Here is a 14,280-nt window from a genome sequence, read left to right on the forward strand (position 1 = left end):
CCGCGATTCCCGAGGTGCCGACAGGTATCCTTGGGGCATGCACTCAGAGCCCTGCGCCACCGGGGCTGAAACACAAAAATAATTCGAGTGAAGTCATGAACATGCCAATTGCCCAAGCCGTGCTCAACCCAGAACTGGATCCGCTGGAAACCGCCAGCGTCGACCAGTTGCGTCAGCATCAACTCGAGCGCCTGCGCTGGAGCCTCAACCACGCCTACAACAATGTGCCGCTGTACCGTCAACGCTTCGATGCGCTGGGTGTGCACCCGAACGACATTCGCTCGCTGGACGATCTGGCGAAATTTCCGTTCACCACCAAATCCGACCTGCGCGACAACTACCCCTACGGCATGTTTGCCGTACCGATGCATGACGTCGTGCGCCTGCACGCGTCCAGCGGCACCACCGGCAAACCGACCGTGGTCGGTTACACGCAGAACGACATCGACACCTGGGCCAACATCGTTGCCCGTTCGATTCGCGCGGGCGGCGGCCGCCGCGGTGACAAGGTGCACATCTCCTACGGTTACGGCCTGTTTACCGGCGGCCTCGGCGCGCATTACGGTGCCGAACGCCTCGGTTGCACAGTGATCCCGATGTCCGGCGGCCAGACCGAAAAACAAGTGCAGCTGATCAAGGATTTCCAGCCCGACATCATCATGGTCACGCCGTCGTACATGCTCAACATCGCCGACGAGATCGAACGTCAGGGCATCGACCCGCATAAACTGGCCCTGCGCCTGGGCATCTTCGGTGCCGAGCCGTGGACTGCCGAACTGCGCAGCGCCATCGAGGCACGCTTGGGCATCACTGCTCTGGACATCTATGGCTTGTCGGAAATCATGGGCCCGGGTGTAGCCATGGAATGCGCGGAAAGCCGCGACGGCCCAACGATCTGGGAAGACCATTTCTACCCGGAAATCATCGACCCGATCACCGGCGAAGTGCTGCCGGACGGGCAGATGGGCGAACTGGTGTTCACTTCGCTGAGCAAAGAAGCCCTGCCGATGATCCGCTACCGCACCCGCGACCTCACTCGCCTGCTGCCGGGCACCGCACGCCCGATGCGCCGTATCGACAAGATCACCGGCCGCAGCGACGACATGCTGATCATCCGCGGCGTCAACGTGTTCCCGACCCAGGTCGAAGAGCAGGTGCTGAAAGTCAAACAGCTGTCGGAGTCATACGAGATTCACCTGTATCGCAACGGCAATCTCGACAGCGTCGATGTCCACGTCGAGCTCAAGACCGAGCATCAAGGCTTGAGTGATGAACAGCAGAAAGCCCTGTGCGGCGAGCTGAGCAAGCACATCAAGACCTACATCGGTATCAGTTCACGGGTATTGCTGCAGCCGCCATTCTCGATCAAACGCTCGGAAGGCAAGGCCTGCCATGTGATCGACAAACGCGTGAAAGCTTAAAAGCAATAACAGCGGCGAAGGTGCAAGGCCTTCGCTGCTCGCTGCAATCCCTCCCTCCCCCTGCAAAACCACGGCGATGCTCTGCCGAGCATCGCCGTGCGCGTTTTTCCGCTTTGCAAATGCGCGGCAACGCTCACCACTCATCCGAAGCGATACAGAAAAAACATACGACACGTTATTTTGTGTTTGATATTAATTTCCGTATCACTTATAAAGTTCTCCATGCCCTCGAACATGCCTTCGAAAAACCTGAGGCAGGAGAACAATAATGTACGCACAGCTTGTAGAAACCGGCGTCAAGCGCATCAAAGACCTTGCGGAGATGTCCGAAGAGGAACGCGCCTTCCAGGAAAAAATCGATTCAGAAATCAAGATCGAAGCGAAGAACTGGATGCCCGATGCGTATCGCCAGACGCTGATCCGGCAGATTTCCCAGCACGCCCACTCCGAAATCGTCGGCATGCTCCCGGAAGGCAACTGGGTGACTCGCGCACCGTCACTCAAACGCAAACTGCAATTGATGGCGAAGATTCAGGACGAGGCTGGCCACGGTCTGTACCTCTACAGCGCGATGGAAACTCTCGGCGCCGACCGCGATGAAGAGATCGCCAAGCTGCACAGCGGCAAAGCCAAGTATTCGAGCATCTTCAATTACCCGACGCTGAACTGGGCCGACATGGGCGCGGTGGGCTGGCTGGTCGACGGCGCCGCGATCGTCAATCAGGTGGTGCTGCAGCGCACTTCGTACGGACCTTACTCGCGGGCCATGGTGCGCATCTGCAAGGAAGAGAGTTTCCATCAGCGCCAGGGCTACGAAATCCTCCTGACCATGATGCGTCACGGCACTCAGGCGCAAAAAGACATGGTGCAGGACGCGATCAATCGCCTGTGGTGGCCGTCGCTGATGATGTTCGGCCCGAGCGATGAGCACTCGCCGAACAGCGCGCAATCGATGGCCTGGAAGATCAAACGCCAGAGCAACGACGAACTGCGCCAGCGCTTTATCGACCAGACCATCCCGCAGCTCGAACTGCTCGGCTGCACCTGCCCCGATCCTGACTTGAAGTGGAACGCCGAGCGCGGCCACTACGACTTCGGCGAAATCCAGTGGAACGAATTCTACGAAGTGCTCAAGGGCAACGGCCCGTGCAATCAGGAACGCGTCGCCACCCGCCGCAAAGCCATTGAAGACGGCGCCTGGGTACGCGAAGCCGCCGTCGCCCATGCCCGTAAAAAAAACAACAAAAACGCCGCCTGACCCAAGGCACGACTGCTGATCGTTCCCACGCTCTGCGTGGGAACGCCTCAAGGGACGCTCTGCGTCCAGTGACGCGGAGCGTCACGGGCTGCATTCCCACGCAGGAGCGTGGGAACGATCGATTGTCAGCCGCACTAACCGAACTGATGTGGAGTGAATGACATGTCCCAATGGACCCTTTTCGAAGTTTTCGTGCGCAGCAAGCACGGCCTCAATCACAAACACGTCGGCAGCGTGCATGCCGCCGACACCACCATGGCCATCGAAAACGCCCGCGAGCTCTACACCCGTCGCAGCGAGGGAGTGAGCCTGTGGGTGGTGCCTTCGGCGCTGATCACCGCCTCGTCGCCGGATGAAAAAGACCCACTGTTCGACCCGGCTGACGACAAGGTTTATCGCCACGCCAGTTTCTACGAACTGCCGGCCGAAGTCGGGCACATGTGAGGTCGACCATGAACGATAAAACCGATCTGATCGAATACCTGCTGCGCCTCGGTGACAGCGCCCTGATTCAGGGCCAGCGTCTGTGCCAATGGTGCGGCAAGGCGCCAGCGCTGGAAGAAGAACTGGCGCTGATGAACGTCGGCCTCGACCTCGTTGGCCAGGCGCGGCACTGGCTGGAATACGCTGCCGAGTTGCTGGATGACGGCCGCGATGCCGATGATCTGGCCTTCCGCCGCGACGAGCGTGCCTACCGCAATCTGCTGCTGGTCGAGCAACCGAATGGCGACTACGCCGTGACCATGCTCAAGCAATTCCTCTACGACGCCTGGCACCTGCCGGTGTTGCAGGGCCTGAGCCAGTCGAGCGACGAACGCATTGCCGGGATCGCCGCCAAGGCGGTCAAGGAAGTCACCTATCACCTGCGCCGCTCCGGCGAGTGGATCGAGCGCTTGGGCGATGGCACCGAAGAAAGCCATCGGCGCATGCTCGCGGCGATTCCGGAAGTCTGGCGTTTTACCGTCGAACTGATCGCCGCTGACGACAGCGAACAACGTCTGTGCGCGGCCGGTATTTCCCCGGACATCGCCAGCGTCGCTGCGCAATGGCAAACCACGGTTAACGAGGTATTCGCCCGCGCCACCCTGCCCGTCCCGGCAGCGCCGAGCTACTTCTATCTGAATGCCCGTCGCGGTCTGCACAGCGAACACTTGGGCATTTTGCTCGCAGAAATGCAGTTCCTGCCCCGAGCGTACCCCGATGCAACCTGGTGAGCTGATCACCAGCGATCGCGGCGCCCGGCAGGCGCTGCTCGGTGATCTGGACAAGGCCTGGGCGACCCTCGCCGAAGTCATGGATCCGGAGGTGCCGGTGGTCAGCGTGGTCGATCTGGGTATCGTCCGCGATCTCGACTGGCAGGCCGGGCATCTGCACGTGGTGGTCACGCCGACCTACTCCGGTTGCCCGGCCACCGAAGTGATCGAGGATGACATCCGCACCGCGCTGGAACAGGCCGGATTCACTGCGCCGAAACTGGAGCGCAAATTGACCCCGGCGTGGTCGACCGACTGGATCACCGCCGATGGCCGCGAACGCCTGCGCGCTTACGGCATCGCCCCGCCCGATGGCAGCGCAAGCAAACGCACGCTGCTCGGCGAGAGCCCGACGGTGCTCTGCCCGCAGTGCGGCAGCGCCCACACCGAAGTGCTCAGCGAGTTCGGTTCGACCGCGTGTAAAGCCTTGTACCGCTGCTGCGATTGCCGCGAGCCCTTCGACTATTTCAAGTGCATCTGAACGGCACAGCGCCGTGTCGGGAGAACAATAATGAGCAAATTTCACAGCCTGACCATCAAGGATGTACGCAGCGAAACCCGTGACGCCGTGTCCATCGCCTTCGACATTCCGCAGCATTTGCAGGACAGTTTTCAGTTCACTCAGGGCCAGCACCTGGTGATGCGCACGCAGATGGACGGCGAAGAAGTGCGCCGCTCGTATTCGATCTGCACCGGGGTCAATGACGGCGAACTGCGCATTGCGATCAAACGCGTGGCCGGCGGGCGGTTTTCGGCGTTTGCCAATGAGCAATTGCAGCCCGGGCACACGCTGGAAGTGATGCCGCCGGCCGGGCATTTCCATGTTGATCTGGATCCGGCGCGGCATGGCAATTACCTCGCCGTGGCAGCGGGTTCGGGCATCACGCCGATTCTGTCGATCATCAAAACCACGCTGGAGAACGAACCGCACAGCCGCGTCACGTTGCTGTACGGCAACCGCTCTAGTTCGGGCGCATTGTTCCGTGAACAGCTGGAAGACCTGAAAAACCGCTACCTGCAACGCCTCAATCTGATCTTCGTGTTCAGCCGCGAGCAGCAGGATGTTGACCTTTATAACGGTCGCATCGACGCGCAGAAATGCGAGCAACTGTTCAGCCGCTGGCTCGACGTCAAAGCCCTCGACGCAGCGTTCATTTGCGGCCCGCAAGAGATGACCGAAACCGTACGCGACAGCCTCAAGGCCAAAGGCATGGGCGCCGAGCGCATCCACTTCGAACTGTTCGCCGCTGCCGGTAGCCAGCACAAACGCGAAGCCCGCGAAGCCGCGCAGATGCTCGACGCCGGGGTCAGCCAGATCACCGTGATCAGCGACGGCCGCGCCGTGGCGTTCGAACTGCCGCGCAACACCCAGAGCCTGCTCGATGCCGGCAATGCGCAAGGCCTGGAGCTGCCGTACTCGTGCAAGGCCGGCGTGTGCTCGACCTGCAAGTGCAAAGTCATCGAAGGCGAAGTCGACATGGACAGCAACCATGCGCTGGAAGATTACGAAGTCGCGGCGGGCTATGTGCTGTCGTGCCAGGCGTACCCAGTGAGCGACAAAGTCGTCCTCGATTTCGACCAGTTCTAAAAGACAACACAAAACAATGTGGGAGCGAGCCTGCTCGCGAAGGCGTCATCAGATTCAACATTGATGTCGCCTGACACACCGCTTTCGCAAGCAGGCTCGCTCCCACAGGGGAACGGTGGTGCTCACAGAGCCAGGCATCAGCACAAAACAATGTGGGAGCGAGCCTGCTCGCGAAGGCGTCATCAGATTCAACACTGAAGTTGCCTGACACACCGCTTTCGCGAGCAGGCTCACTCCTACAAGGGAATGGTGGTGCTCAATGAGCCAAGCATCAACACAAAACAATGTGGGAGCGAGCCTGCTCGCGAAGGCGTCATCAGATTCAACATTGATGTCGCCTGACACACCGCTTTCGCGAGCAAGCCCGCTCCCACAGAGGATGGCGGTGCTCACAGCGCCAAGCAACAACACAAAACAATGTGGGAGCGAGCTTGCTCGCGAAGGCGTCATCAGATTCAACATTGATGTCGCCTGACACACCGCTTTCGCAAGCAGGCTCGCTCCCACAGGGGAATGGTGGTGCTCAATGAGCCAAGCATCAACACAAAACAATGTGGGAGCGGGCTTGCTCGCGAAGGCGTCATCAGATTCAACATTGATGTCGCCTGACACACCGCTTTCGCGAGCAAGCCCGCTCCCACAGGGGAACGGTGGTGCTCACAGAGCCAGGCATCAACACAAAACCATGTGGGAGCGAGCCTGCTCGCGAAGGCGTCATCAGATTCAACATTGATGTCATCTGAGACACCGCTTTCGCGAGCAGGCTCACTCCTACAAGGGAATGGTGGTGCTCAATGAACCAGGCATCAACACAAAACCATGTAGGAGCGAGCCTGCTCGCGAAGGCGTCATCAGATTCAACACTGAAGTTGCCTGACACACCGCTTTCGCGAGCAGGCTCACTCCCACAGGGGAATGGTGGTGCTCAATGAACCAGGCATCAACACAAAACCATGTGGGAGCGAGCCTGCTCGCGAAGGCGTCATCAGATTCAACACTGAAGTTGCCTGACACACCGCTTTCGCGAGCAGGCTCACTCCTACAGGGGAATGGTGGTGCTCAATGAGCCAGGCATCAACACGAACCAATGTGGGAGCGGACTTACTCAGTTCATCCGTTCGATGACCGGCATCGGCGCGTCCGGCGCCAGCCAACACTAATTTCAAGCACAGGAGCTTATTTCATGTCCCACGCCCCTACCCTGCAAAGCTTCCTCGCCGGCCGCTGGATCGGCCAGCACGGCGCGCAAATCCTGCGCAGCGCCATCGACGGCCACGAACTGGCGCGCACGCATGAAGAGCGCCCGGACTTCGCCGAAGCTATCGACTTCGGTCGCCGCCAAGGCGTCACCGAACTGATGAAGCTCGACTTCCAGCAACGCGCGCAACGCCTCAAAGCCCTGGCGCTGTACCTCAGCGAACGCAAGGAAGAGCTTTACGCGCTCTCGCACCACAGCGGCGCCACCCGCGCCGACAGCTGGATCGACATCGAGGGCGGCAACGGCACGCTATTCACCTACGCCGGCCTCGGCGCGCGTGAGTTGCCGTCGGGCAACATCGTCCACGAAGGCCCGGCGCTGCCCTTGGGCAAACTCGGCACCTTTGCCGGCACACATATTCTGGTGCCGCGCGGCGGCGTCGCGGTGCACATCAACGCGTTCAACTTCCCGATCTGGGGCATGCTGGAAAAATTCGCGCCGTGCTTCCTCGCGGGCATGCCGTGCATTGTCAAACCGGCCAGCGCCACCAGTTATCTGACCGAGGCCGTGGTACGCATGATGGATGCCTCGGGCCTGTTGCCGACCGGCAGCCTGCAACTGGTGATCGGCAGCACCGGCGACCTCCTTGACCGCATGCAAGGCCAGGACGTGGTGACCTTCACCGGTTCCGCCGACACCGCCGCCAAGCTGCGCGTCAACCCGAACCTGATCCGCAACTCGGTGCCGTTCAACGCCGAGGCCGACTCGCTGAACTGCGCGATCCTCGCCCCTGACGTAACCCCGGACGACGAAGAGTTCGAGCTGTTCATCAAAGAAGTCGCCCGCGAGATGACCACCAAGGCCGGGCAGAAATGCACGGCGATTCGCCGCGCCATCGTGCCCAAGCAACACATCGACGCCGTCGCCACACGTCTGCGCGATCGTTTGGCGAAAGTCGTCGTCGGCGATCCATCCGTGGAAGGCGTGCGCATGGGTGCATTGGCTTCCCATGATCAGCAGAAGGACGTCGGCGAACGCTTGCAAAGCTTGCTGCAAAGCTGCGATCAACTGTTCGGCGCTGAGGACGGTTTCGAACCGCGCGGCGCAAACGTCAGCCAAGGCGCATTCTTCGCTCCAACGCTGTTGCTGGCCCGTGATCCGCACGCCGAAGGTGGCGCGCATGACATCGAAGCCTTCGGCCCGGTCAGCACACTGATGGCTTACGACGATCTCGATGAAGCGTTGGTGCTGGCCGCGCGCGGCAAGGGCAGTCTAGTTGCCAGCCTCGTCACCAAAGATCCGAAAATCGCCGCCAAAGCCATTCCGGTTGCCGCGGCCTGGCACGGGCGTCTGTTGGTGCTGGATCGCGAATCCGCTGCCGAATCCACCGGCCATGGTTCGCCACTGCCACAACTGAAACACGGCGGCCCGGGTCGCGCTGGTGGCGGTGAAGAGCTCGGCGGCCTGCGCGCGGTCAAACACTACCTGCAACGCGCCGCCTTGCAGGGCTCGCCGACCATGCTCGCTGCCGTCACCGGTGAACACGTGCGCGGCGCAAAAGTCATCGAGACCGAAGTGCATCCATTCCGTCGACACTTCCAGGATCTGCAGATCGGCGAGTCGCTGCTGACTCACCGCCGCACTGTCACCGAAGCGGATCTGGTCAACTTCGGCTGTCTGTCCGGTGACCACTTCTACATGCACTTCGACGACATCGCCGCCAAGGAATCGCAGTTCGGCAAACGCATCGCCCACGGCTATTTCGTGCTGTCGGCGGCCGCTGGCCTGTTCGTCTCCGCTGCGCCCGGCCCGGTGCTGGCCAACTACGGCCTCGACACTTTGCGTTTCATCAACCCGGTCGGTATCGGCGACACCATTCAGGCGCGCCTGACCTGCAAACGCAAGATCGACCAAGGCAAGAAGAGCCCGCAAGGCATTCCGCAAGGCGTGGTGGCGTGGGATGTGGAAGTCACCAACCAGCTCGGTGAACTGGTGGCCAGTTATGACATTTTGACGTTGGTGGTGAAGCGCGAAGAAGTCGCAGCGTAACGAATAAAGGGGCAGCGCAAGGTTGCCCCTTTCCCACAGGGGATTTGATTGGGTTCTGGAGTTATTAAACAGGCTGAAACAATAAACACGCCGATAGAAATATCGACGATTGTTGGGCAACTGTAGAGCCGCTGTGGGCTTCAAGCCATTCAGCACCTGCCCAAAGCAGATCGCCCAATAGTTTAAAAGGGCGATCAGTCCGCCCACCCTTGGTATCATCGCCCACACTTTTTTGACGTTTTAATGACGCTAAGGTCTTTTTTTTGTGAGCGCTCTTTTTCACCGTTTGCGGCATCCGCATGCCCGCCTCGTCTCGTTGATCATTCTGGTGCTGATCGTACCGGTGTGCCTGCGCGCGGTATTGGGCTGGTCGTCACCGCTGGGGTATTTGTCGGATCTGGCCATTGGCAGTTCGCTGGTGGTTTTGCTGCATCGTCGCGCCTGGTGGCTGGCGCTGCCGGTGCTGTTGTTCTGGGGCCTGCTGGCGGTGGCGACTGCTGAACTGGTGAGCGCAGTCGGCCGCTTGCCGACACCTTCCGACATTCATTACCTGATCGATCCGCAATTTGTCGAAAACTCCACCGGCGGCGGTTTGGCGCATCCGGCGGTGGGCGTTGTTTTGCTATTGGCGCTGATGGTCTGGCTGCTGACCCGGTATCTCGGGCGCGGCGTCACTCGCCCAGCCCTGCCCCGCGCGGTGTGGAGCGTGCCACTGGTGTTGTTCGCCGCGCATTGGGGCGCACAGAATCTGTGGCCGAACGAAGCTGATCCGTGGCGGTTGTACAACTTGCCGCACCAACTGCTCGCCAGCGAAGTCGCCGATCTGCAGATTCAGGGCGAAGAATGGCTCGACGGCGATATTGAAGAACCCGCGCCGGCAATGGCCGGGCTCACCGACGTCGACCTCAATGGCCACAAATTGCTGGCCGCGCCGGGCCAGGCGCGCAACGTGCTGATCATCGCGCTGGAAGGCATTCCCGGCGCCTACCTCCGCGCTAACCGCGAAGCCATTGGCAGCCATTATCAGGAAGACCTGATGCCCAACCTCAGCCGCTGGGCCGAGCGCGGCATGAACACTCCGGATTACGTGCTGCACACGCACCAGACCATTCGCGGCCTGTACGCGATGCTCTGCGGCGATTACGACAAGCTCAACAACGGCACGCCCAAAGGCGTGGAAATGCTCACCCTGCATGAACGCAATCAGGCCTGTCTGCCGGCGCAACTGCGCCAGCACGGTTTCAGCACGCATTACCTGCAAGGCGCAGGGCTGCGCTTCATGGCCAAAGACAAAATCATGCCGCACATCGGTTTCGATGCGACCCATGGTCTGGAATGGTTCACCAACAGCAACTACCTGGAATTCCCTTGGGGCAAGGATGACAAGGCCTTCTTCGAGGGTGCGCTGGACTATGTCGGTGAACTGAAGAAGCAGAAACAGCCATGGATGCTCACGCTACTAACCGTTGGCACGCATCAGCCCTACTCCGCCCCGGAGGAATATCTGGAGCGTTATGAAACGCCCAAACAAGCCGCCGTCGGTTATCTCGATGACGCGCTGGAGCAGTTCCTCAGCGGTCTCGAACGCCAAGGCGTGTTGAAAGACACGCTGGTAGTGATTACTTCGGATGAATCCCATGGCATCGATGGCGTTCGACTCGCCTCCTCCTGGGGTTTCAACCTGACGCTGGCGCCCGAGCACGAACAACTGCCACGACTGAACAAAGGCGTGTATGGCCACGTCGACCTGAGCACGTCGATCCTCGACTATTTCGACCTGCCGGTACCCACGGCACTCAGCGGTCGTTCGCTGTTCCGCGACTACGATTCCGGTCGCGAAATCATGTCCTTCACCAACGGCAAACTGCGTTACCACAATGGCCAAGGCATCTTCTCCGAATGCGATATGCCGCGCCGCTGCCGCTACTACGAAAGCGCCGGGTTCATTGCCGAAAGCGCCACGTACAAAGGTAAATACAGCGGCCACCCTGCCCGGCAAATCGCGGCGCGTGCCAACGCACTCGACCTGTCACTGCTGCGCACCCCACTCAATCAGCGCTATCAGTTCGGCAGCACCAACGTCATCCCGCTGCAAGCGCAGATCAAGGACGACTGGGCTGACAACCTGATCGGCGCGCAATACCTGGAAATGCCCAAAGGTTCTTACACCCGCGTGCGCCTGACCGTGCGTGCGGTTGATCCGCAGCAAACGGCTTTTATTCAGCTCAAGGCCAAGGAATTCGAGAAAGACGTGCAGTTGGGTCTGCCGACGGAAATGGTCGCCACGGCGGATCAACCGCTGGAGATGGATTTCAGCTTTGATAACCCGCAGCAGCGAAAGGCGTTTTCTTTTCATCTGCTGGGATATGGGGAAGGCGCGGTTGAGGTCACGGATTTCAGCGTGATTACTGAACTGCCGGGCCAGGAAGACCTCCTGGACGAAGTGCCAGAAGACGACACCGCCCAATCCACCTGAATATTTTTCGCCTCAATGCCAATGCAGGAGCTGCCGAAGGCTGCGATCTTTTGATCCTGATCTTTTAGAGGAAAGATCAAAAGATCGCAGCCTTCGGCAGCTCCTACACGTGTAAGGCAATAAAAGACTGTGCCTATCAGTGTCCATCAGTCGGCCTATTAGCTGACTTGCCCAGTCGGGTCTAGCCTTACAAGTCCGAAGTCGGCACGAGCCGGCCGTAGCAGACCTGATAAGGACTCGAACATGGCAAACGAATCGAAATGCCCGTTCAACCACGCCGCCGGTGGTGGTACGACGAACCGTGACTGGTGGCCGAATCAACTCAACCTGAAAATCCTGAGTCAGCACTCGCCCAAGTCCGATCCGTTGGGCAAGGACTTCGACTACGCCAGCGCCTTCAAAAGCCTCGATTTCCAAGCCCTGAAACAAGACCTCACCGCGCTGATGACCGACTCCCAGGACTGGTGGCCGGCAGACTTCGGCCATTACGGCCCGCTCTTCGTGCGCATGGCCTGGCACAGCGCCGGCACCTATCGAACCGCGGATGGCCGTGGTGGCGCTGGCTCGGGTCAACAGCGTTTTGCCCCGCTCAACAGTTGGCCGGACAACGTTAGCCTCGACAAGGCCCGTCGCTTGCTGTGGCCGATCAAGCAAAAATACGGCCGCAATATTTCCTGGGCGGATCTGATTGTCCTCACCGGTAACGTCGCGCTGGAATCGATGGGCTTCAAAACCTTCGGCTATTCCGGTGGCCGCGCCGATGTCTGGGAACCGGACGAGGACGTTTACTGGGGTTCGGAACACGAATGGCTCGGCGGCGATAGTCGCTATGGCAAAGACAACGCACCGATGCAGGAGCCCGGTGACGGCACGCTCGTGGCGGAGCCGGATTTGCACGGTAAAGAGGAAAGCCGTACCGATCAGGGCGAACGCAATCTGGAAAACCCTCTCGCCGCCGTGCAGATGGGTTTGATCTACGTGAACCCGGAAGGCCCTGAAGGCAATCCCGATCCCGTCGCCTCCGCCCACGATATCCGCGAAACCTTCGGCCGCATGGCCATGAACGACGAAGAAACCGTGGCGTTGATCGCCGGCGGTCACGCCTTCGGTAAAACCCACGGCGCCGGGCCTGCCGACAATGTCGGGCCGGAACCGGAAGCGGCTGGATTGGAAGAACAAGGCCTCGGTTGGCGCAACGCTTTCGGCACCGGCAAAGGCGCCGACACCATCACCAGCGGCCTCGAAGTGACCTGGACGACCACGCCGACAAAGTGGAGCAACAACTATCTGGAAAACCTGTTCGGCTTCGAGTGGGAGCTGAGTAAAAGCCCCGCCGGTGCGCACCAGTGGATCCCGAAAAACGGCGCCGGTGCCGGCACGGTTCCACACGCCCATGACCCGAGCAAAAAACTTTCGCCGACCATGCTGACGTCTGACCTGGCGCTGCGTTTCGATCCGGCCTACGAGCAAATCTCCCGGCGCTTCCTCGCCAATCCTGAGCAACTGGCCGACGCCTTCGCCCGCGCCTGGTACAAACTGATCCACCGCGACATGGGCCCGCTGTCGCGCTACCTCGGCCCGGAACTGCCGAGCGAAGAACTGCTTTGGCAGGATCCGATTCCAGACGTCACGCACCCGCTGATCGACGACAGCGACGCCGCCGCGCTGAAAAGCAAAATCCTGGAGTCGGGTCTATCGGTTTCGCAACTGGTCTCGACGGCTTGGGCGGCACTCTCGACGTTCCGTGGTTCGGACAAACGCGGTGGCGCCAACGGTGGCCGTCTGCGTCTGGCACCGCAGAAGTTCTGGCAGGCCAACCAGCCTGAGCAACTGGATAAAGTGCTGAGTACCCTTGAGGGGATTCAAAACAAGTTCAATGGCGGCGCAGCCGGCAAGCAAGTCTCGCTGGCGGATCTGATCGTGCTGGCAGGCAATGCGGGCATCGAACAAGCGGCGAAAAACGCTGGTCATTCTGTTAGCGTGCCGTTCCATCCAGGGCGTACCGATGCCACGCAGGAGCAAACCGACGTCGAGTCGTTTGGTTTCCTTGAGCCGATTGCCGATGGTTTCCGCAACTACAGCAAGGGCAAATACTCGGTATCGGCGGAGGCGCTGTTGATCGACAAGGCGCAACTGCTGACGTTGACCGCGCCGGAAATGACCGTGTTGCTGGGTGGTTTGCGGGTGTTGAACACCAACGTCGGGCAGAGCCGTCATGGTGTCTTCACCAGCCAGACTGAAGCGCTGACCAATGACTTCTTCACCAACCTGCTGGACATGGGCGTGGAGTGGAAGCCGACATCGCGGGATGCGGATGAGTTTGAAGGACGCGATCGCAAGACCGGGAATGTGAAGTGGACGGCGACGCGGGTGGATCTGGTGTTTGGTTCCAATGCGCAGTTGCGGGCATTGGCTGAGGTGTATGCCAGTTCGGATGCGAAGGAGCAGTTTGTTAAGGACTTCGTCGCTGCCTGGACCAAAGTCACCAACCTCGATCGCTTTGACCTGAAAAACTGAACCAGGTAGGAGCTGCGGCACGCTGCGATCTTTGGATTTTAAACATCAAGATCAAAAGATCGCAGCCTCGTTTCACTCGTCATCTCCTACAGAACGCAAAACCAACTGTGGGAGCGGGCTTGCTCGCGAATGCGGTGTATCAGATGACATCTTCGTCTCTGGCACTCCGCATTCGCGAGCAAGCCCGCTCCCACACTTTATCGTGCAGGCCATCTAAACCCTGTAGGAGCTGCGGCACGCTGCGATCTTTTGATGTTAAACATCAAGATCAAAAGATCGCAGCCTCGTTTCACTCGTCAGCTCCTACAGAACGCAAAACCAACTGTGGGAGCGGGCTTGCTCGCGAATGCGGTGTATCAGATGACATCTTCGTCTCTGGCACTGCGCATTCGCGAGCAAGCCCGCTCCCACATTTTATCGTGCAGGCCATCTAAACCCGGTAGGAACTGCGGCACGCTGCGATCTTTGGATTTTAAACATCAAGATCAAAAGATCGCAGCCTCGTTTTACTCGTCAGCGC

Annotated in this window: 9 protein-coding genes; all 9 read left to right on the plus strand. The window is 59.8% G+C overall.

Features of this window, described 5'->3' with window-relative positions:
- Nucleotides 1–95 precede the first annotated feature (95 nt).
- The 9 genes from paaK to katG all read left to right on the plus strand — a co-directional run bounded on the left by paaK (nucleotide 96) and on the right by katG (nucleotide 13,760).
- A complete protein-coding gene (gene paaK, locus ACZZ0D_RS12885) occupies nucleotides 96–1,421 on the plus strand; it encodes a phenylacetate--CoA ligase PaaK (protein WP_463553445.1) in 1,326 nt (441 codons plus the stop codon).
- 268 nt (nucleotides 1,422–1,689) lie between these two features.
- Nucleotides 1,690–2,679 (plus strand): 1,2-phenylacetyl-CoA epoxidase subunit PaaA, encoded by a 990-nt coding sequence (gene paaA, locus ACZZ0D_RS12890; protein ID WP_053119427.1) that lies wholly within the window; start codon nucleotides 1,690–1,692, stop codon nucleotides 2,677–2,679.
- Nucleotides 2,680–2,841: 162 nt separating this feature from the next.
- On the plus strand, nucleotides 2,842–3,123 hold the full coding sequence (gene paaB, locus ACZZ0D_RS12895; protein WP_008079627.1) for a 1,2-phenylacetyl-CoA epoxidase subunit PaaB: 282 nt from the start codon (nucleotides 2,842–2,844) through the stop codon (nucleotides 3,121–3,123).
- An 8-nt stretch (nucleotides 3,124–3,131) separates the two neighbouring features.
- A complete protein-coding gene (gene paaC / locus ACZZ0D_RS12900) occupies nucleotides 3,132–3,893 on the plus strand; it encodes a 1,2-phenylacetyl-CoA epoxidase subunit PaaC (protein ID WP_463553446.1) in 762 nt (253 codons plus the stop codon).
- Nucleotides 3,880–4,413 carry a 1,2-phenylacetyl-CoA epoxidase subunit PaaD gene (gene paaD, locus ACZZ0D_RS12905; RefSeq protein ID WP_463553447.1) on the plus strand — a complete coding sequence of 178 codons (534 nt, stop codon included), beginning with the start codon at nucleotides 3,880–3,882 and terminating at the stop codon, nucleotides 4,411–4,413. Before paaC ends, paaD begins: the two co-directional genes overlap by 14 nt.
- A 30-nt stretch (nucleotides 4,414–4,443) precedes the next feature.
- Nucleotides 4,444–5,520 carry a 1,2-phenylacetyl-CoA epoxidase subunit PaaE gene (paaE, locus tag ACZZ0D_RS12910; RefSeq protein WP_463553448.1) on the plus strand — a complete coding sequence of 359 codons (1,077 nt, stop codon included), beginning with the start codon at nucleotides 4,444–4,446 and terminating at the stop codon, nucleotides 5,518–5,520.
- 1,183 nt (nucleotides 5,521–6,703) lie between these two features.
- The gene (paaZ, locus tag ACZZ0D_RS12915; RefSeq protein WP_463553449.1) at nucleotides 6,704–8,767 is read left to right on the plus strand and encodes a phenylacetic acid degradation bifunctional protein PaaZ; all 2,064 of its coding nucleotides are present in this window, start codon (nucleotides 6,704–6,706) and stop codon (nucleotides 8,765–8,767) included.
- 265 nt (nucleotides 8,768–9,032) lie between these two features.
- On the plus strand, nucleotides 9,033–11,243 hold the full coding sequence (locus tag ACZZ0D_RS12920; RefSeq protein WP_463553450.1) for an LTA synthase family protein: 2,211 nt from the start codon (nucleotides 9,033–9,035) through the stop codon (nucleotides 11,241–11,243).
- A gap of 243 nt (nucleotides 11,244–11,486) precedes the next feature.
- Nucleotides 11,487–13,760 carry a catalase/peroxidase HPI gene (gene katG, locus ACZZ0D_RS12925; RefSeq protein ID WP_463553451.1) on the plus strand — a complete coding sequence of 758 codons (2,274 nt, stop codon included), beginning with the start codon at nucleotides 11,487–11,489 and terminating at the stop codon, nucleotides 13,758–13,760.
- Nucleotides 13,761–14,280: the final 520 nt, after the last annotated feature.

The organism is Pseudomonas sp. AC193 (assembly GCF_979258075.1).

What these genes read in the sequence shown, in the direction of transcription:
- paaB (WP_008079627.1), top strand. Translation starts at nt 2,842, where the DNA reads ATGTCCCAATGGACCCTTTTCGAAGTTTTCGTGCGCAGCAAGCACGGC.
- paaK (WP_463553445.1), top strand. Translation starts at nt 96, where the DNA reads ATGAACATGCCAATTGCCCAAGCCGTGCTCAACCCAGAACTGGATCCG.
- paaD (WP_463553447.1), top strand. Translation starts at nt 3,880, where the DNA reads ATGCAACCTGGTGAGCTGATCACCAGCGATCGCGGCGCCCGGCAGGCG.
- paaA (WP_053119427.1), top strand. Translation starts at nt 1,690, where the DNA reads ATGTACGCACAGCTTGTAGAAACCGGCGTCAAGCGCATCAAAGACCTT.
- paaE (WP_463553448.1), top strand. Translation starts at nt 4,444, where the DNA reads ATGAGCAAATTTCACAGCCTGACCATCAAGGATGTACGCAGCGAAACC.
- paaC (WP_463553446.1), top strand. Translation starts at nt 3,132, where the DNA reads ATGAACGATAAAACCGATCTGATCGAATACCTGCTGCGCCTCGGTGAC.
- katG (WP_463553451.1), top strand. Translation starts at nt 11,487, where the DNA reads ATGGCAAACGAATCGAAATGCCCGTTCAACCACGCCGCCGGTGGTGGT.
- paaZ (WP_463553449.1), top strand. Translation starts at nt 6,704, where the DNA reads ATGTCCCACGCCCCTACCCTGCAAAGCTTCCTCGCCGGCCGCTGGATC.